Annotated in this window: 19 protein-coding genes; 9 read left to right on the top strand and 10 right to left on the bottom strand. The window is 68.8% G+C overall.

What is annotated here, in order from left to right; genetic code table 11:
- Positions 1-789, bottom strand: a complete 789-nt coding sequence (locus ACSQ2G_RS03045; RefSeq protein WP_436028179.1) for an SIMPL domain-containing protein — start codon at positions 787-789, stop codon at positions 1-3.
- A 104-nt stretch (positions 790-893) separates the two neighbouring features.
- On the opposite strand from ACSQ2G_RS03045, the gene ACSQ2G_RS03040 reads away from it, so the two are divergent.
- The 4 genes from ACSQ2G_RS03040 to ACSQ2G_RS03025 all read left to right on the top strand — a co-directional run bounded on the left by ACSQ2G_RS03040 (position 894) and on the right by ACSQ2G_RS03025 (position 5,276).
- Positions 894-3,731, top strand: a complete 2,838-nt coding sequence (locus ACSQ2G_RS03040) for an ATP-dependent DNA helicase (RefSeq protein WP_436028177.1) — start codon at positions 894-896, stop codon at positions 3,729-3,731.
- 72 nt (positions 3,732-3,803) lie between these two features.
- The gene (locus tag ACSQ2G_RS03035; RefSeq protein ID WP_436028175.1) at positions 3,804-4,292 is read left to right on the top strand and encodes a hypothetical protein; all 489 of its coding nucleotides are present in this window, start codon (positions 3,804-3,806) and stop codon (positions 4,290-4,292) included.
- An 89-nt stretch (positions 4,293-4,381) separates the two neighbouring features.
- A complete protein-coding gene (locus ACSQ2G_RS03030) occupies positions 4,382-4,648 on the top strand; it encodes a helix-turn-helix domain-containing protein (RefSeq protein WP_436028173.1) in 267 nt (88 codons plus the stop codon).
- Between the two features lie 73 nt (positions 4,649-4,721).
- Positions 4,722-5,276 carry a sugar O-acetyltransferase gene (locus ACSQ2G_RS03025; protein WP_436028171.1) on the top strand — a complete coding sequence of 185 codons (555 nt, stop codon included), beginning with the start codon at positions 4,722-4,724 and terminating at the stop codon, positions 5,274-5,276.
- Here ACSQ2G_RS03025 and ACSQ2G_RS03020 read toward each other — a convergent pair.
- The 6 genes from ACSQ2G_RS03020 to ACSQ2G_RS02995 form a co-directional block, all read right to left on the bottom strand.
- Positions 5,273-6,127 carry a GyrI-like domain-containing protein gene (locus tag ACSQ2G_RS03020; RefSeq protein WP_436028169.1) on the bottom strand — a complete coding sequence of 285 codons (855 nt, stop codon included), beginning with the start codon at positions 6,125-6,127 and terminating at the stop codon, positions 5,273-5,275. The genes ACSQ2G_RS03025 and ACSQ2G_RS03020 overlap by 4 nt on opposite strands.
- Positions 6,128-6,198: 71 nt before the next feature.
- A complete protein-coding gene (locus ACSQ2G_RS03015) occupies positions 6,199-6,948 on the bottom strand; it encodes a DNA polymerase III subunit epsilon (RefSeq protein WP_436028167.1) in 750 nt (249 codons plus the stop codon).
- 73 nt (positions 6,949-7,021) lie between these two features.
- Positions 7,022-9,442, bottom strand: a complete 2,421-nt coding sequence (locus tag ACSQ2G_RS03010) for an ATP-dependent helicase (protein ID WP_436028165.1) — start codon at positions 9,440-9,442, stop codon at positions 7,022-7,024.
- 190 nt (positions 9,443-9,632) lie between these two features.
- On the bottom strand, positions 9,633-10,451 hold the full coding sequence (locus ACSQ2G_RS03005; protein WP_436028163.1) for a hypothetical protein: 819 nt from the start codon (positions 10,449-10,451) through the stop codon (positions 9,633-9,635).
- 129 nt (positions 10,452-10,580) lie between these two features.
- Positions 10,581-10,901, bottom strand: coding sequence for a helix-turn-helix domain-containing protein (locus ACSQ2G_RS03000; protein ID WP_436028161.1), 321 nt, complete (start codon positions 10,899-10,901; stop codon positions 10,581-10,583).
- Positions 10,882-11,265: a type II toxin-antitoxin system RelE/ParE family toxin gene (locus ACSQ2G_RS02995; protein WP_436028159.1), complete on the bottom strand. Its 384-nt coding sequence runs from the start codon at positions 11,263-11,265 to the stop codon at positions 10,882-10,884. The genes ACSQ2G_RS03000 and ACSQ2G_RS02995 overlap by 20 nt, the downstream gene beginning before the upstream one ends.
- Positions 11,266-11,443: 178 nt before the next feature.
- Between ACSQ2G_RS02995 and ACSQ2G_RS02990 the strand changes: the two genes are divergently transcribed.
- Both ACSQ2G_RS02990 and ACSQ2G_RS02985 read left to right on the top strand, forming a co-directional pair.
- Complete coding sequence (locus ACSQ2G_RS02990) at positions 11,444-11,671, top strand: hypothetical protein (protein WP_436028157.1); 228 nt, start codon at positions 11,444-11,446, stop codon at positions 11,669-11,671.
- Between the two features lie 11 nt (positions 11,672-11,682).
- The gene (locus ACSQ2G_RS02985; RefSeq protein WP_436028155.1) at positions 11,683-11,931 is read left to right on the top strand and encodes a hypothetical protein; all 249 of its coding nucleotides are present in this window, start codon (positions 11,683-11,685) and stop codon (positions 11,929-11,931) included.
- A 2-nt stretch (positions 11,932-11,933) separates the two neighbouring features.
- Here ACSQ2G_RS02985 and ACSQ2G_RS02980 read toward each other — a convergent pair whose 3' ends face one another.
- Positions 11,934-12,155 carry a ribbon-helix-helix domain-containing protein gene (locus tag ACSQ2G_RS02980; protein ID WP_436028153.1) on the bottom strand — a complete coding sequence of 74 codons (222 nt, stop codon included), beginning with the start codon at positions 12,153-12,155 and terminating at the stop codon, positions 11,934-11,936.
- Between the two features lie 121 nt (positions 12,156-12,276).
- Here ACSQ2G_RS02980 and ACSQ2G_RS02975 point away from each other — a divergent pair, with 121 nt between their 5' ends.
- A complete protein-coding gene (locus ACSQ2G_RS02975) occupies positions 12,277-13,059 on the top strand; it encodes a Coq4 family protein (protein WP_436028152.1) in 783 nt (260 codons plus the stop codon).
- Between the two features lie 120 nt (positions 13,060-13,179).
- Positions 13,180-13,941, top strand: coding sequence for a molybdate ABC transporter substrate-binding protein (gene modA / locus ACSQ2G_RS02970; RefSeq protein WP_436028150.1), 762 nt, complete (start codon positions 13,180-13,182; stop codon positions 13,939-13,941).
- Here the strand turns inward: modA and ACSQ2G_RS02965 are convergent.
- Positions 13,938-14,855: a LysR substrate-binding domain-containing protein gene (locus ACSQ2G_RS02965; RefSeq protein ID WP_436028148.1), complete on the bottom strand. Its 918-nt coding sequence runs from the start codon at positions 14,853-14,855 to the stop codon at positions 13,938-13,940. The two genes, modA and ACSQ2G_RS02965, sit on opposite strands and share 4 nt — an antisense overlap.
- A 92-nt stretch (positions 14,856-14,947) precedes the next feature.
- Here ACSQ2G_RS02965 and ACSQ2G_RS02960 point away from each other — a divergent pair, with 92 nt between their 5' ends.
- Positions 14,948-15,121 (top strand): hypothetical protein, encoded by a 174-nt coding sequence (locus ACSQ2G_RS02960; protein WP_436028146.1) that lies wholly within the window; start codon positions 14,948-14,950, stop codon positions 15,119-15,121.
- Positions 15,122-15,244: 123 nt separating this feature from the next.
- Here ACSQ2G_RS02960 and ACSQ2G_RS02955 read toward each other — a convergent pair whose 3' ends face one another.
- Positions 15,245-18,436 (bottom strand): PAS domain S-box protein, encoded by a 3,192-nt coding sequence (locus tag ACSQ2G_RS02955; protein WP_436028144.1) that lies wholly within the window; start codon positions 18,434-18,436, stop codon positions 15,245-15,247.
- Positions 18,437-18,479 lie beyond the last annotated feature (43 nt).

The raw sequence follows: 18,479 nt of genomic DNA, 5'->3' as shown, positions 1-18,479 counted from the left end.
CTACGGCAACAGGCTGTAGGTGACGGTCACCCGTGCGTTGCGCATGATCGGCGGGGGCGTCATGGCCAATGGCGCGGCCAGCTTGGCGGCCGAAAACGCGAACTCCTCGCGCGCCGCGTAGGCGACCGGAGGCGGAGGCGGAGGTGGCGGCGGGGGCGGGAAGCCGTTGACCACGTTGGCCTGGGAGTCCTGGATGCGCAGGATCGGGCCGAGGTGGCGCCCCGAGGACTCGGCGATCAGCCGCGCCTGGCGCTGAGCGTCGGCGACGGCTTCGCGCATCGCCTTGTCCTCGAGCGCCTGGTCGTCGGCGAGGCCGCCGCCGTTGAGATTGACCTCGGCCCCGCCGAGTTGGGCCGCGAGGGACGCCACGTCGCCGACCTGCTTGGCCGGCGTCACCTTCACCTGCAGGCCGACCGTGGCGACGCTGCCGATCACCGCGCATTCGCCGGTGCTGAGATTGGGCGCGGCGTAGTTGACCACGCAGGACTTCGGACGGACTTCGCGGATGGACAGCGTGCCGCCGCGCACCTCCAGGGTCGGCTTGCCGGGCAGGGCCTTCAGGCTGGCCTCCAGTTTGCCGCGGCTCGTTGTCAGGGCGGTGACGGCGTCAGGCGCGGCGGCTCCCTCGCCGCGCAGGTTGAAGTTCAGCCAGGCGAAGTCGGCCGGAGCCTCGGCGCGGCCGTTGCCGATCACCGTGACCATCGGGGCCGGGGTGGGCTGTTCGGGGGTCTGGGCCAGGGCGAACGACGAGACAGCCGAGAAAAGGCAGGCGAGCAGGGCGGGGCGCATGAACTTCTCCATTTGAGGTTGCGAAGGTGGCAGGCCGTCGCGATCCCGCCAAGCCTGAATATGTTCCCGTTCCGTTTCGAGCGCTGATCCGCTAAAAAGAATGGGTGACCGTACAGATTCCCGCCCTCGATCTTGCTCCCGCCCTGGTGGTTCTGCCCGGGCCGCGCGCCGGCTATGCCGATGGCGGCGTGGGCCGGCCGGGCGACGATGGCGGCGGGCGAGCGCTGCGCACGCCTGACGCTCGCGACCTGTTCGAACACGGTCCCGTCCTGGTCGCCCACGCCGCGATGACGGCCAAGCGGCTGAACCTGCAGGCCCCGACGCGGGGCCGCGGGCTGTTCGACGTGCTGGAGCTCTACGCGTTCACCCGGCCGGCCACCTTCTGCGCGCCGTCGGCGGTGGGGCTGGCCACGGCGCTGGGCCTGCCCGAGCCCAAGGGCGCGCCGGCCCAGGCCCAGACCTTGCGCGAGGCGGCGGCCGCCTTGCTGCACGAGCTGGCGATGACGCCCAGGCCGTCGCGCGAGGAGGCCCTGGCGGTCGCCGAGACCCTGGCCCGGGCCGGCTGGGCCTGGGGGCCGGCGGTGGTCGGCGCCCTGCGCTCGGCCCCGGTCGGCAACCAGTTCCGCAGCTCCGGCCTCGACGTCTGGGCCCGCGCCATGGAGTGGGAAGATCAGGCTCCGCCCGGCGAGCCCGGCTCGCGCCCCGTCGACCCCGAGCGCGCCAGCGAGCGGCTGAAGGAGCTGCTGCACCGCTCCGGCCTGGACGAGGTGCGCGAGGCCCAGGACATCTTCGCCCGCGAAGCCGCCTACGCCTTCGCCCCGCGCGAGCGCGAGGGCGAGCCGCAGATGATGCTGGCCGAGGCCGGCACCGGGGTCGGCAAGACCCTGGGCTATCTGGCGCCGGCTTCGGTGTGGGCCGAGATGAACGGCCCGGCGGTGTGGATCAGCACCTATACCCGCGCCCTGCAGCGCCAGATCGAGCGCGAGAGCCATTCGATCTATCCCGACCCGCTAGTCCGGGCCCGCAAGGCGGTGGTCCGCAAGGGACGGGAGAACTACCTGTGCCTGCTGAACTTCCAGGAACAGGTCAACACCGCCCAGCTGGGCAATGGTGACCTGATCGGCCTGGGCCTGGCCGCCCGCTGGGCGCGCGCCAGCCGCGACGGCGACATGACCGGCGGCGATTTCCCAGCCTGGCTGCCGACCCTGTTCGCCATCCCGCCCTCGGTGCAGGCCGGCCCCGCCAACCTGGTCGACCGGCGCGGCGAGTGCATCCACGCCGGCTGCCAGCACTATCGCGTCTGCTTCATCGAAAAGGCCGTGCGGGCCAGCAAGCGGGCCGACATCGTCATCGCCAACCACGCCCTGGTGCTGAGCCAGGCGGCCTTCGACGGCGCCCGGGCGGCGCGCGGCCTGAAGGGCGACAACGAGACCACCTCGCTCAAGCGCATCGTCTTCGACGAGGGCCACCACCTCTTCGACGCCGCCGACAGCGCCTTTTCGGCCGCCCTGTCTGGGGCCGAGGCGGCCGAGCTGCGGCGCTGGCTGCGCGGGCCGGAGGGCCGCGGTAGACGGGGCAGGGGGCTGGAGGCCCGGCTGCTGGACATCATCGGCGAGCGCGAGGGCGCCCGCGCGGCCCTGAACGCCGCCCTGCACGCCGCCGCCGCCCTGCCGGGCGAGGGCTGGTCGGGGAGGATCGCGCCGCCGGACGGCCAGGTCAATCCGATCGGGCCTATTGAAACCTACCTGGTCTCGGTGATCGAGCAGCTGCGGGCCCGGGTCAGCGACCGTCCCGGCGCGGCCGAGCAGGGGCTGCAATGCGCCGCCCGCCCGGCCATCGACCTGGTGCGCGAGCGGGCCGGCGAGGCGGCCAAGGCGTTGGCGGCCATCGAGGCGCCGCTGCTGGCCCTGGCCCGGCACCTGGAGGACGTGCTGGACGAGGAGGCCGACACCCTGCCAACCTCGGAACGGGCGCGGATCGAGGGCGCGCTGCGCGGCCTGGACCGCCGCGCCCGCATGACCCTGCCGGCCTGGCGCTCGATCCTGAAGGCCATCGACGAGGACGCGGAAGACGACCCGGAGTTCGTCGACTGGTTCGAGGCCACCTTCCTGTACGGCCGCGTGGTCGACGCCGCCTGTCGCCGCCACTGGGTGGACCCGACCGAGCCGCTGCGCGCGGCGGTGCTGTCGCCGGCCCATGGCGTGCTGGTGACCAGCGCCACCCTGACCGACCCGGCGTTGGAGGATCCGTTCGCCCTGGCCGAGATGCGTACCGGGGCCGCGCGCCTGCCGCAGTCGCCCAAGGTGCTGCGCCTGGTCTCGCCGTTCGACTACGCCAACAACGCCCGGGCCTTCGTGGTCACCGACGTGGGTAAGGACGATCCGCGCCAGGTGTCGGCGGCCATGCGCGAACTGTTCCTGGCGGCCGGCGGCGGGGGCCTGGGCCTGTTCACCGCCATCCGCCGGCTGAAGGCCGTGCACGAGCGGATCGCCGCGCCCCTGGCCGACCAGGGCCTGGCCCTCTACGCCCAGCACGTCGATCCGCTGGAAGCCGGCGCCCTGGTCGACATCTTCCGGGCCGAGGAGGACGCGTGCCTGCTGGGCACCGACGCCATCCGCGACGGCATCGACGTGCCGGGCCGGTCCCTGCGCCTGCTGGTGTTCGACCGCGTGCCCTGGCCGCGCCCCGACGTGCTGCACAAGGCCCGCCGCGCGAGATTTGGCGGAAAAGGATATGATGACTCGACGGCGCGCGCCCGCATCAGCCAGGCCTTCGGCCGCCTGATCCGCCGGGCCGACGACCGAGGGGTGTTCGTGATGCTGGACGCCGCCGCGCCGACGCGCCTGTTCTCCAGCTTGCCGGAGGGCGTGACGATCGAACGGGTCAGCTTGGTGGAAGCGATCGAGGCGACCGCCGCATTTTTGTCGGAAGATCGTTCTTAGTCAGCGCGATACAAGGTTTGTATGGGCGTCCGGAAAAAGGACGTGTTCGGTCGCGTTTCGGGGAAGTCGCTGTTGGCGTTGCGTAGAGGTTGGACGGCCCTGGCGGCCATTGTGTTGCTTGGACTCGCGCCGGCCGCTCGGGCCGGCGAGTTCGTGCGCGCCGATTGCCGGTCCGTGGTCAGACCCACCGACGCCATCCGCTTCGACACCGACGAGCACCTGCGCTGGTACAAGCGGTTCTGGACGGGAACCTGCGATCACCTGTCGTTCTGCTTTTCCGGCTCGCCCAACTGGAACGACATCGTCGGCAAGCTGCTGGCCAAGGGCGGTCCCGGCGAGCAGCCGGCGCTGCTGCCCAAGGCCTGCCGCCTGGGCCAGCTGATCGGCCTGGAATGGGCCAAGGACAAGGACATCCAGAAGATCAGCACCAAGGACCTGAAGGTGTTCAACGGCATGCTGGAAGCGGCCGGCGACCCGCTGAAGGGCGTGGAGGCGGTCGAGGCCAAGGCCCGGACCATGGCGGCGCAACCGGTGAAGGTGATCACGCCCAAAAAGCCCTGATAGAGTCGCCCTGCCGACGCAAAGGGGTCGAATTCCTGCAACGGAACGCGCCTACACACCCCGCACGGGGCCAGTGCGAGGAGCGTTGCATGACCAGATCCCAGATCACCGCCGATATGGCCATCGACGACCAGGCCGACCCTGGCCATGCGCGGTCGGCGCGGGCGCTGGTGCAGGGCGTGCGGTGGCGCAGCGGCCTGTCGCAGGAGGAGTTCGCGCGGGCGTTCCAGATTCCGCTGGCCCAGCTGGCCGCCCTGGAACTGGGCCAGGCCCGGTCGGACGCGGCCCTGACGGCCTATCTGCGGGTCATAGATCACGCGCCGGACGTGGTGCGCGAGGCGCTGGAGCGGTTCTAGGGCGGCCGACCGCCAGATTTGTCCCGGCGTCCGGCGTCTGGCATGGAGGGCGCGAGCAAGGAGCCTTCGCCTCGTGACCGACGTTCGCACCCACAAGCAGCGCATGCTGGCCGGCGACCTCTACAGCCCGATCGACCCCGAGATCATGGCCGACCACGAGGCGGCGGTGGCCTGGATGGGCCGCTACAACGCCCTGGACCTGCCGCCGTCGGAGCGCCACGCCCTGCTGCGCGAGCGGCTGGCCGAGGTCGGTGACCGCGTCAGCATCCGGCCGCCGTTCCACTGCGATTACGGCTACAACATCACCATCGGCGAGGGCGCGTTCCTCAATTTCAATTGCGTGATCCTGGACGTCACCCAGGTGACCATCGGGGCGGCCACGACGATCGGACCGCACGTCCAGATCTACACCGCCGAACACCCCCGCGACCCGGTCGAGCGCCGGACGGGCGTCGAATACGCCCGCCCGGTCAGCATCGGCGAAAACGTCTGGATCGGCGGCGGGGCGATCATCCTGCCGGGCGTGACCGTCGGCGACGACGCCATCATCGGGGCCGGGAGCGTGGTCACCCGCGGGGTGCCGAAGGGCGCGACGGTGGTGGGCAACCCGGCGCGGGTTCGGGGCTAGGTCTTCGCCTTCACCGGCAGCCAGATCTCCAGCCCGCCTTCGCCGGTGCGCGGGTCGAATTCTGGCCCATAGCGCTCGAACAGCGGCGCGTCCGCGGCCTCGTAGGGCGAGGCGGGCAGCCAGACGTTCCAGATGGCGCGCATCGTCGTACGGATCTGCGAGATATGCTCGGCGTGGCGGAACACGGCGTAGGACTGGGCCGGGATGCGCAGCGTCGCGAAATCCGCGGGCAGGTCGGAGAATTCAGTGACTTCCACCCCGGCCAGATAGTCAAAATTGCCGTGATCGTCGCTGTTGGCGCAGACCCCGTAGGTGACGTCCGCGAGCGCTCCGCCGACCTGGTTCGGGATATGGCCCAGATGGGGGACCAGGCGGCGCCATTGGCTGGGAATGCCGGCGCCGCTGTCCTCGCATCCATAGTGCTGCAGAACGCCGGCGATCAGCAGGGGGCGGCCGTCCTCGAAGCGGGGCGGGGGCAGGTCGGTACGCGGGGTGTTGTCGAGCATGATGGGCTCCACGAGCTTCAGGGTTTCCAGGTCACGCGCCGCGCGCACCTGCTCGGGGGTGACCCCGAACTGGTCGCGGAACGCGCGGGTGAACGCCTCGTGCGAGCCATAGCCGTGCTCCAGGGCCACCGACAGGATGTCGGGCGCCCCCTCGGCCAGCTGCCGCGCCGCCTCCGTCAGCCGCCGCGCGCGCAGATAGCCGATCACCGGGCGACCGGTGGCGACCACGAAGGCGCGGGACATGTGGAAGCGCGAAACGCCGCCGGCCAGAGCCACGTCGTCCAAACAGATCGGTTGGGTGAAGTGGTTCTCGATGAACCAGATGGCCTGTTGGACGGGGTTCATGAGCGGGTCTCGTGACGAAGCGTGCGTCTGGATAGCGCGGGCCTCGAAGGGCTATTTGATCGGTATTGCGCTCACAGCAAAGTCCGTTGGGCCGGCTCGATCGCCGGCGGTTCGAGCGCGTCGCCCCGACGGCGCAGTTCGGTCTCGGCGCTGAAGCGGATGTTGGGGTCGCGATCCTGGGCCAGCGTTCGCAGGGTTTCGGCGGCCAGGCGGTCCCAGGGCTTGCCGCGTTCAGGGCCGGCCGGCACGCGCGGCAGCAGGCCGGGCTCGCGGCTCCAGGCCAGAAGCTGCTCCAGCGAGGCCTCGTTGAGCATGTCGCGCAGGTGATGCGCGGTGACATAGGCGTCTGGCAGAGCCCGATGGGCCGGCAGGCCAAGCTCGCGAACCAGGCCCTCGGGCATGCGCTGGTAGCGCAGCATCTGGTTGGAAAAGCTCGCCAGGTGCGGCCAGAGCCGCAGGGCGCACTTCCAGGTGCAGATCCAGGGCGCGCCGCCCGTGAACCGGGGCGTGCAGTATCGTTGCTCGAAGGCCGCGCGGTGGGCGGCCAGCGCCAGGATCTCGCCCTCGGGCTTCAGGACGCCGGCCGCCACGTCCTTCCAGAACGGCGCGTCGGCGACGTCGGCGTCGATGATGTGGTGGACGGCCATGGTCTCGGGCGTGATCGGGCGTCCGGGATTGACCAGTCGCGACCCGCGCCCCTCGTCGACCCGCCAGAGGCCGTCCGAGCCGAGCGTGACGTCCTGCCAGCCGATCTCGCAGACGTCGTGCGGGCCATTTCCGGCGGTCTCCAGATCGACGACGCGGACGTGGGGAGGAAGCATGAGGGGAATATGGGCGCCGGCGGCCCGCGATCCAAATGCAGGAGCCGCGGCGCCCGAGCCCACGCCCGTCGCCTCACGCCTTCTCCACGAAGCTGTCGATCACCTTCTTGTCGCCCGCTTTGTCGAACGACACGCTGAGCTTGTTGCCCTCGACGCCGGTGACCTTGCCGTAGCCGAACTTGACGTGGAACACCCGATCGCCGCGCGTGTAGGCGCTGGCGGCCGAGCTTGCCGAGACCGCCACCAGCCGGCCCTCGCCCTCGATCGGGGCTGAGCGGGCGGCCGAGCCGCCGCTGCGCCAGGTCGACCCGCGCTCGCTGAAACCCCCTCTTTCGGAATGGGCCGTCCGTTCCTGGGCGCGTTTCCAGCCGGGACTGTCATAACTGCCGGCCGTGAACGTGCTGGTCCCCGGATCGTCCCAGCGCGACGAGACCGTCTGCTGCATGCCCGGTCCACCGCCGTAATAGCCGGTCTCCGAGGCGGCATCGACGTGGGCCAGGGGCAGTTCGTCGACGAAGCGCGACGGCAGCTGGCTGGTCCAGCGTCCATAGACCTGGCGGTTGGCGACGAAGCTGATCCGGGCCTCCTCGCGGGCCCGCGTGATGCCGACATAGGCCAGGCGGCGCTCTTCCTCGAGGCCCTTCTCGCCCTTGTCGTCCATGCTGCGCTGGCTGGGGAACACGCCTTCCTCCCAGCCGGGCAGGAACACCAGCGGGAACTCCAGCCCCTTGGCCGAGTGCAGGGTCATGATCCAGACCGCGTCGTCGCCGGCCCCCTTGTCCAGGTCCATGACCAGCGACACGTGCTCCAGATAGCCCTCGAGCGTGTCGAAGGCGCTCATCGACTGGACCAGTTCCTTCAGGTTCTCCAGCCGCGTCTGGCTGGTGGGGCCCTTGTCGAGGCGAAGCGCGTCGGTATAGCCGCTCTCCTCCAGCACCGCCTCCATCACCCGCTGGTGTGGGGTGGTGGCGGCCAGGGCCCGCCAGCGGTCCAGGTCGCGCAGGAAGTTGCTCAGCGCCGTGCGGGTGCGGGCCGGCAGGTCGTCGCCGCCGATGATCACCCGAGCGGCGTCGACCGTGGAGATGCCCTCAAGCCGGGCGATCTGCAGCAGCTTCTGCACCGAGGTATCGCCGATGCCGCGCTTGGGGGTGTTGACGATGCGCTCGAAGGCCAGGTCGTCGTCGGGCGATTGGATCAGCCTGAGGTAAGCGTGGGCGTCGCGGATCTCGGCCCGCTCGAAGAACCGCGGGCCGCCCACCACCTTGTAGGGGATCTGCAGCATCACGAAGCGCTCTTCGAAGGCCCGCATCTGGAACGAGGCGCGGACCAGTATGGCCATGTGGCTGTACTTGCGGCCGGCCCGCTTGGCCTTCTCGATCTCGTCGGCGACCATCCGGCTCTCGGCCTCGCCGTCCCAGACGCCGCTGACCTTGACCTTCTCGCCGCCGGCCGCCTCGGTCCACAGGGTCTTGCCCAGCCGGCTCTTGTTGGCGTCGATCAGGCCCGAGGCGGCGGCCAGGATGTGCTCGGTGGAGCGGTAGTTGCGCTCCAGCTTGACGACCTTGGCGCCCGGGAAGTCGCGCTCGAAGCGCAGGATGTTGTCGACCTCGGCCCCCCGCCAGCCATAGATCGACTGGTCGTCGTCGCCCACGCAGCAGACGTTCTGACGCCCTTGGGCCAGCAGGCGCAGCCAAAGGTACTGGGCGACGTTGGTGTCCTGGTACTCGTCGACCATCACGTACTGGAAGCGCCGTTGGAAGTCGGCCAGCACGTCCGGATTGGCGGTGAAGATGGTGATGTTGTGCAGCAGCAGGTCGCCGAAGTCGCAGGCGTTGAGGATGCGCAGCCGCTCCTGATACTGGCGGTACAGCGTGATCCCCCGGCCGTTGGCGAACTCGCCGGCCTCGCTCTGCGGCACGCGGTCGGGCGTCCAGCCGCGGTTCTTCCAGGTGTCGATCAGGCCGGCCAAGGCGCGGGGCGTCCAGCGCTTGGCGTCGATGTCGGCGGCCTCGATCAGCTGCTTGAGCAGACGTTCCTGGTCGTCGGTGTCGATGATCGTGTAGCTGGACTTCAGCCCCACCAGCTCGGCGTGGCGGCGCAGGATCTGGGCCGCCACGGAGTGGAACGTGCCCAGCCAGCGCAGGCCCTCGGCCTCGTCGCCGATGATGTGGGTGATCCGCTCGCGCATCTCGCGGGCGGCCTTGTTGGTGAAGGTGACGACCAGCAGCTCCCACGGCCGGGCGCGGCCGGTGGCCAGGATGTGGGCCAGGCGGGTGGTCAGCACCCGCGTCTTGCCCGTGCCCGCGCCGGCCAGCACCAGCACCGGGCCCTCGGTGGCCTCGACGGCGGCGCGCTGCTCGGGGTTCAGCCCCTCCAGATAGTTCGGAGCGGGGCCGTCCGGCGCGCGCGGGCGGGCCAGGTCGGAGATGCGGGGGGCGGGAAGATCGCCGGGGAAGTCGTCGGGGGAGGGGGACGAGTCGAAGCCTTGAGACATGGAACATATGTAGCACAAACCTCGCCCGACTTAAGCCCTCGCGGGGGAGAGAACGCGGGTGAGCGCGGGTGAGGGACGCACACTCATTTCCCCAACGCACCTGTCGGCCGCGAAGCCGGCGCAGAAATGAGTGTGTGTCCCTCGAGGCAGGGTGTGTCCCTCAAGGCAGATACTCTGGTTGTCCATCTGGCTATCGCTGAAAAGCCGTTTCATTCGAAGCGAAGGGCATGTTCGCGATCGCGCGGCAGGCCGCCTCCTTCGACCGGCCGCCGAGATTGAACTTCATCGCGCCGTCGATAACTATTTGGTCGAAGCGCTTGGCCGCCGCTAGATCGCTCGGTAACAGGCGTTGCCGCATCTCCTCGATCGATGGCTGGAGCTTCCGATCGTTAAGGGCCGCGAGCATCTGCTGGTGCCACTCCGGCCCACGGATACCGCATTCAGCCAAGATGTTCGCCAGCGCAATCTTCTGATCGATGGGCTCTACTGCGTTTTCGTAGGCTTGCAGCAAGGGCGATTTCGGCCGCTGCTTTTCATTATACCAGTCGTCCGCCTGCGGATCAGAGGTCACGTCCGGTTGGACATCGTTGCCCTCGCCCAGAATCGCAAGTCCTCGTTGAATATCGGCATCGACATTGGTCAGATTATCAGTGTCGTAGGTGCCGCAGCGATGCCAGTCATTGTTCGCCGCCGATTTTTCCATTGGCGCGCCCCAACACAAACCATGCTTTCTCAGACGATCTTGGAAAGCGTCGCGCTTCTTGCAAATCGGGTCATTGGGCGTGACGCCGCTACCGCCTTGGCACCCTTCGTTGGCGTTTGACCAGTCGAGTATCAGAGCCTTGTCGGCCTGCGAGGCATCGGTTGGCGGCTGCCAAAACTGTGAATTGTCCACCGGCACAGCCGCATTCTGAGCCAAGGCTTCAGCTCTCTGGTTGTTCGCGGACGAAGGTTGCTGTCCACAAGCCGCCAGCGGAACCAGAAGCAGGAAAGGCAAAAGACGCTTCATGGCACGATCCCTATTCCGCCCTGTTCGTGGCAGCAATCCAGCCATTCCTCGCCGAACGAGGGATACATACTCTTCAAGTGGCTCGAACAGGGTGTCCAGTTTCGCGTGATGGCCTCGCTCTCGGAGCTTCTATGTCAGAATCTGCAACCCGTGCTTCTGCACGATCGCCAGTAGCTTGAGCGCCACCCCGCTGGGTTTCTTGGCGCCGGCCTCCCACTTCTCCACGGTGCTTTCGCTCGTGTTGAGATAACGGGCGAAGACCGGCTGGCTGACATGGTTGTCCTCGCGAAGCTGCTTGATCTGCGCGGGCTCGATCATCGGCGGCACGGCTAGGCAAGTTGCGTCGAAATCGCGCATCGTGGCCTTGTCGATCGTGCCGGCTCGGTACATTCCGGCGACGGTGTCATGGATCGCCTCGAAGGCGTCGCTCTTAGACTTGCGCTTGGTCATGACAGATCTCCACAATCACCTTGGCCTTTAGCTCCTTGTCGATCTCCACATCGGTCTTCTCGGCGTAGAGGTCGGCCAGTTTGCGAAAGGCCTTCAATTCGTCGTCTTCGATATTCGCCCTGTCCTTCTTCGCGAACAGATAGGTGTAAACCCAATATCTTCGACCCTTGGCCAGGATGACGCTGCGACTTCGGTTCTTATCGAGGCGTTTCTTGAACACCCCGCCGCCCAGATCATCGGCCTGGCCCGCCATGACCGCCGCAATGGCCGCGCAAAGCTCGTCGTCCTTGATCAGCGCCTTTTGGGCCGCCTTGGTGAACCAAGCCGTCTTGAAGACCCGCGCGACTTCATTGGTCTTGGTCATGACACATATGTAGCACTTAGTGCTATCTAAAGAAAGGGAGAGCAGAAGGCGGGCGCATACTCCCTAGGGGTTCGGACGAAGCCCCGTCGCATGGCGGCCTTCCTCCCGCAGGGGCGTCGGAACCTCGACTCCGCCCTGCCGTTTCTCTTGCGGAACGGAAGCGACAAGGAGGCCGAACATGGCCGAAGGTTCCAGTACGGGCGGGGGCAACGCCGGCATGGCTTTCGTGATCGGCGCCCTGGTGGTCGTCGTCGCGGTGCTGGCCTTCCCGATGTTCAGCGGCGGCGGCTTCACCCAGAAGAAGAAGGTCGACGTCGACATCACCGCCTCGGCCCCGCAACTGCCCGCCGCGCCCAAGGCGCCCGAGGCGCCCAGGCCTCCGAACGCGCCGCAGCCCGGCGGCTAGGAGAGACGACGATGACCCATGACCCTGGCGTCCATCCCCGCCACCACACCGGATGGATCGGCGCGGCCCTGTTGGCGGTGCTGCTGACGCTGATCGCGGCGCTGGTGTGGAGCGGCTGGCGTGCGGGCGTGCTGGCCGTGCGGCCGGGCGACCTGTCGATGCGCGTGCCGGCCGCCCCCGTCCTGCCGCGGCGCGACACTACCCCCAACCCGAACCCGCCGCCCCTGCCCAAGCCGGGGCCAGGCGTGACCAACGGCTAGGCTCAGCCCTTCGGACCCGCCGCATTGTAGTGCAGGGCGAACACCCGGCAGGCCGAGGCCAAGGGTCGCTCGCCGCGCCCGGCGTCGATGCGCTGGATCAGGCCGGCGATGCTGATCTTGTCGGCGCCGGCCGCCGCCTGCAGCACGGCCCAGAACTCGGGCTCCAGGGCCAGAGATGTCGCGTGGCCGGCCAGGTTGATCGAACGCTTTTTCAAACTGCCCATCTCGCCAATCCCCATTTGCCCATTTGGCGGTCCGCCAAGGTTCCCGGATCGGGGTCGCTGAACCCTCTTGAATAAAAATGACGCCATGTCATCTTTGTCGGGTTCAGCAGGAGCATGCCTCATGATCACCGCCACGCAAGTGCTCGGTGGGCCAAGGCCACGTCAACCGATGACGCGGACCCGCGACACCTTCAACCTGCAGCCTTTGCGGGCGTTCCGGGCCGTCCGGCGCCTGATCGCCGACAAGGAGGACACCGCCCAGGTGTTCGAGATCATGCGCGCCTTGTCAGGCGACGCGATCCCGAGAGGTTATCGCCGGCTGATGAGCACGCCCGAGGGCGGCCGCATCGCCTACGAGCGCGACGAGTTCGCCGAGCGGCTGTCGGATCCGGCTTGGCTGGCCCAGTTCAGTCCCGGCACGGTCGGCGCCGCCTATCGCGACTTCATCGCCCCGCGCGGCCTGTCCGCCGAAGGCCTGGCCGAAGAAAGCCGCAAGATTCCAGAGGCCGATGTCGACGCCGCCCATCCCCTGGCCTGGTACGCGCGGCGCATGCGCGACGTGCATGACGTCTGGCACGTGCTGACCGGCTACGGCACGGACGCGCTTGGCGAGGTCTGCGTGGTGGCCTTTTCCTACGCCCAGACCCGCAGCCTGGGCTTCGCCGTGATCGCCCTGGCCGGGGCGCGCCAACTGCGGAAGGCCGGACGGGGCCAGCCCTACGGCCGGGCGGTGCGCGAGGCCTGGCGCAACGGCCGGGCGGCGGCCTGGCTGCCGGCGGTCGATTACCCGGCGCTGTTCGCCCTGCCGCTGGACGAGGCGCGCCGGATTCTCGGGCTAGCGCCCAACGCCGCCTACCAGGCCATCCCGCCCCAGCACCGCGACCGCTTCAACCGACCCGCGTGACCGAGGTCGCCAACTACAAGCGCTATGCCCAGGCGTGGCGGGCCGGCGAGGCTTGACCTTTTCCAGCGTTCGGTAGTTCAACTACATAACGCCAAGCGCCCGCTTCCCGAGAGAGTCCGCATGATCACCCGTTGCTTCAAGCTGGCCAGCTTGGCCTTGTTCGGGGCCGTGCTCGCGCTCGCCGCCGCGCCGGCCCTGGCGGCGGACACGCAGGTGGCGGTGGCCGCCAACTTCACCGAGCCGGCCAAGGCGATCGCCGCCGCCTTCAAGGCCAGGACCGGCCATACGGCGACGCTGAGCTTCGGCGCCTCGGGCCAGTTCTACACCCAGATCGCCCATGGGGCGCCGTACGAGGTGTTCCTGTCGGCCGACGCCGAGCGGCCCCTGAAGGCCGAGCAGGAAGGGCTTAGCGTCCCCGGCGCGCGGTTCACCTACGCCGTCGGCCGCCTGGTGCTCTATTCGAAGACCCCGGGCTTGGTCGACGCCAAGGGCGCGGTGCTGGGGTCGGGCAAGTTCGAAAAGCTGGCCATCGCCGACCCGACGGCCGCGCCCTATGGCGAGGCGGCGGTGGAGACGATGCGGAGGCTGAAGGTCTACGACGCCGTGGCCCCGAAGATCGTCAAGGGCGCTTCGATCGCCCAGGCCTATCAGTACGTGGCGACCGGCAACGCCGAGCTGGGCTTCGTCGCCCTGTCGCAGGTGATCGACCAGCCGGGCGGGTCGCGCTGGCTGGTCCCGGCCGCCGACCACGCCCCGATCCAGCAGCAGGTGGTGCTGCTCCGGACGGGCGAGAAGAACCCCGCCGCCCGGGCGTTCATGACCTTCCTGAAGTCGCCGGCCGCCGTGGCCATCATCAAGCGCTACGGCTACGAGGTCCGCTAGGATCGGCCATAGCGCGCGACCAGCGGGTCGGCGGCCGCCTGGGCCAGGATCCAGTCGCGGAAGGCCACGATCTTGCGCACCCGGCGGCGCTCGGCGGGATAGACCACCCAATAGCCGCCGCCATAGCTGGCGGTGATGTCGAACGGGGCGACCAGTCGACCTTGAGCGATCTCCTGGGCGAAGAAGATCGGCGAGCCCAGCGCCACGCCCTGGCCGGCCAGGGCGGTGGCCACCTCCAGCGCCTGGGCGTCGGCCGACAGGCGCGGCGGCGCGTGGTCCCCGGCGGCGTCGACGCCGGCGGCGTCGAACCAGGCCGACCAGAATTCCGGCGCGCCGATGCGCGGCGCCTGCAGCAGGTCGGCGGGCGTCGCCGGGCCGCCGAGACGGGCCAGCAAGTCCGGCGTGCAGAGCACCGTCTGGGCCGAGGGGATCAGGAAGTGGGCCTCCATGCCCGGCCAATCGCCGCCGCCGGCCCGCAGGGCCAGGTCGAACGGCTCGCGTTGCAGGTCGACCAGCCGGCTGGAGGCGTCCAGCCGCACGGCGATGCGCGGATGGGCGATCTGGAAGCCGCCCAGGCGCGGCGCCAGCCAGTGGCCGCCCACGCTCTGCACCGTGGTGATCGACAGCACGCCCTCCTCGGTGTCGACCAGGTCGGACACCGCCGTGCGCAGGATGCTCATCGCTTCGCTCGCCGCCCGCGACAGGCGCTCGCCCGCCGGGGTCAGGGCCACCTCGCGCGGCAGGCGGGTGAACAGCGGCTGGTCCAGGCGCTGTTCCAGGGCCTTCACCTGCCAGCTGACCGCGGCCTGGCTGACGCCCAGCTCGTCGGCGGCGCGGGTGAAGCTCTTCAGGCGCGCGGCGGCCTCGAAGATCCGGATGGCGCTGAGCGGCAGGCTGGCGAGGATGTCAGGCATAAGTAGGGCTTATGCTTACGCAAGGAGACCGCGTTTGTCATCTCCGGTGTGAAAGGCGATTTTCCAGTCATGAAACGCCAGGAAGGGTGATCATGATGGACCAAGCGTTGAAGACCCATAAGGAAACCACGTTCGGCTGGGTGCTGCTGGTTCAGGAGTGGATCGCCGCGCGCAAGGTCCGGCTGGCTCGGCTCGCCAGCGAGCAGGCGGCCCAGGCGATGCGGGAGGCCCGGGCCAAGCCCGGGCGCCATCTCGCGCCACGCTAGGGCCTTTTTCGACCAAGTGGACATCGGCGCGTCGTCAGAAAATGCGCTGCGACAAACCTCGTGGTCAGCAGTTCCAGGACACTGCGGTCATCCTCGGCGATGAAGATTCGTCTGTGGCTGGCTTCAGGCCGCATGGTCGACCGTTTCGAACTGAAGCGCGCGATTGATCTCGTGGATCAAGGCGCGGGTTTCGAGCGGCTTTGCGACGACGCCGTCGAACACGCCGGCGGGCGCCTCCGTTGCGTCAGCGGAGAAGGCGATGATCGGAACATTGTCGTTGAGGCGGCCTTGGCGAATGGCCCGCGCCGCGGCCACCCCGCCCATGCCCGGCATCCGCAGGTCCATCAGGATGATGTCGAACGGCTCGGCCCCCGCCCGGGCCACCGCCGCTTCGCCGTCGACGGCTTCGCTGGTTTCGGCGCCGAGAGCGTCCAACACCGTGCGGACCAGGTCGCGGTTGACGGGATTGTCGTCGACCACCAGCACGCGGCAGGCGACGGGAAGGTCGACCGCCTGGTTCGAGGCGCTGGCCAGGGTCGCGGGCTCGACCTCGCCGACGGGCAGCTCGAACCAGAAGCGGCTGCCCTGGCCAAGGACGCTCTCGACGCCGATCTGGCCGCCCATGGCCTCGACCAGGCCCTTGCAGATGGCCAGGCCCAGGCCCGTGCCGCCATGTCGGCGCGTGGAGGAGCCGTCGATCTGCGAGAAGCGCTTGAACAGCTGGTCCAGCCGATCGGCCGGAACGCCGCCGCCGGTGTCGCGCACCGAGATCAGCAGGCTCTTCGGGCCCTGGCGCCACGCGACCTCGACCGTGACGCCGCCGTGGTCGGTGAACTTGACGGCGTTGCCGATCAGGTTGAGCAACACCTGGCGCACCCGATCGGGCGCGATGAACAGGGCGGGGGGCAGGGTCTCGGCGCCGACGATGGCGAGCACGATCCCCTTTTCCTGGGCCTGGCAGGTGAAGAGGTCCAGCGCGTCCTCGACCAGGCGGCCAGGGTCGCAGACGGCGCTCCGGATCTCGACCTGGCCGGCTTCCAGCTTGGAGAAGTCGAGAATGTCGTTGACGGTCGACATCAGGGCCTGGCCGGCGTTGGCGACCCGGTCGACGAACCGCCGGGTGGTGGGCGACAGCTCGGGCTGGCCCTCGATCAGGCGTGAGAAGCCGAGCACGGCCGTCAGCGGCGTGCGCAGTTCGTGGCTCATGTTCGACAGGAACTCGGACTTGACCGCGGCGGCGGCCTCGGCTGCGGCGCGAGCCTCCATCAGCGCCGCCTCCATCGCCTTGCGCGCGGTGATCTCGCGGGCGACGTCCTGGATGGCGACCAGCACGCCGGCTTCGTCGAAGGACAGCTTCGGCTGGCCTTCCAGCCAGATCCACCGACCGTCCCTATGTTGCGCCCTGAACTCGTAAGGTTCCGAGATCGCGGAAGGACCGCGACGGATCAGGGCCATATAGTAGTTGATCATGTGATCCCGGTCGTCGGGATGGGTCAGGTCGACGACGCGCCGGCCGACCAGCTCTTCCGGCTCGCGGCCCAGGATGGTGCGACAGGCCGGCGAGATGAAGCAGATCTCCCCGGCGGGATTGAAGGTGGCGATCATGTCGCTGGCGTTGTCGGCCAGCAGGCGATAGCGCGCCTCGTTCTCGGCGAGGGCGGCTTGAGCCCTGCGGTCTTCGGTGATGTCGCGAACCGTGCCCATCATGAACGCGGGCAGGCCGTCGGCGGCCTTGACGGTGATCGAGCTGCCCGAGACGCAGCGCTCCTCGCCGTCGGGGCGGATGATGCGGGTCGGCACGTTGTGGTCGTCCTCGCCGGTGCGCAGGCGTTCGGCGATCCGCGCCAGCGTCCAGGCCCGGTCGCCGGGATGGAGCCGGTCGTTGAAGAGGTCGATTTCAGGGCGTTCGACGTAGTCCAGGCCATAGATCTCGAACATCTTGCGCGAGACGTCGAGGCGCCGCGTGCGCAGGTCGTATCGCCAATAGCCAAGACCGCCGATGTCTTCGGCTAGCAGCGCGCGCTGGGCCTGTTCGCGAGCGTCGTCACGCGCCGCGATCAGTTCCAGCTCCAGGGCCTTGCGGTCGGAGATGTCGCGGGAAACGCTGACGATCTCCTCGGGCGCGCCGGTTTCGTCCCGCACCAGCTGCAGGTTGGATTCGACCCAGACATAGTGGCCGAGCCTGTGCCGCGACCGGTGCTGGATCGTCTTGTGGTCCAGGCCCCGCGACATCTCGCCGAAGACCGTCATGACCGCGTCCCGGTCCTCTGGGTGCAGGATGCTGGGAACGGTCAGTCCTATGGTCTCGGCCACGGTGTAGCCAAGGAGGCGCTGGATGGCCGGCGAGATGAACTTGCCGCCTCCCGAAAAGTCATAGCAGGTGATGACGTCGCCCGCCCGTTCCGTGACGAGGCGGTAGCGCCGCTCGCTGCTGCGAAGGGTGTCGATCGTCTCGACCGTGTCGGTGATGTCCTGGAAGAGCCCGAAAACGGCCGTCGGCCGCCCCTGATCGTCCTGCTCGCAGACGCCGCGGCTGACCACATGCCGCAGGGCGCCGTCCGCGCGGATGAGGCGAAGCTGGAAGTCGAAACCTGTCCGCGTCTTCACTGTCGAGACGACGTGACGCCGGACCAGTTCGCGGTCCTTCGGGTGATAGAAGGCGACCGCGTCATCGATATTGGGATCGAAGGTCTCCCGATCGACCCCGTAGATATCGTACACCGCGTCCGACCAGGCGACAGCGCCGGTGGACAGGTCCAGGCGCCAATGGCCGACGCCGGCCATGGTCTCGGCGATCTCGAGCAGGCGCTGCTTTTCGCGGGTCTTCCGGTGGGCCTTGGCCAGTTCGAATTCGTCGACCACGATCCGGGCCAGCAGCCTCAGCCGCTCCAGCGCCGCGTCGTCGGGCCGGGGGCGTGGCCTGTGGTCGAGGACGCACAGCGTTCCCAGGTTATGGCCGTCCTTGGTGGTCAGGGCGGCGCCGGCGTAGAAGCGCAGTTCGGGCGGGCCCGTGACCAGGGGATTGTCGACGAAGCGCGGGTCGGTCGAGGCGTCCTCGACCACCATGACGGACTCCGGCCCCTGCTCTATGGCGTAACCGCAAAAGGCCTTGTCGCGCGGCGTTTCGGTGGCTTCGACGCCGACCCTGGCCTTGAACCACAGGCGTTGCTCGTCGACGAGGGAGACCACGGCGATCGGGGTGTCGAACAGGTTCGCGGCCAGGCCAGCCAATCGGTCGATCGCCGGGTCCGCCTGGGTGTCCAGGACGCCGAAGGACCGCAAGGCGTCCAGCCTGAGCGCCTCGTGATCGCCCATGTCTCTCCCCGTCCGTCGTTTTTCCGACCTTACGGGGGTGACG

The organism is Caulobacter sp. LjRoot300, assembly GCF_964253875.1.
Taxonomy (GTDB): Bacteria; Pseudomonadota; Alphaproteobacteria; order Caulobacterales; family Caulobacteraceae; genus Caulobacter.
Note: the sequence above shows the minus strand (reverse complement) of the source record. Positions and strands in the feature narration are given on the sequence as shown.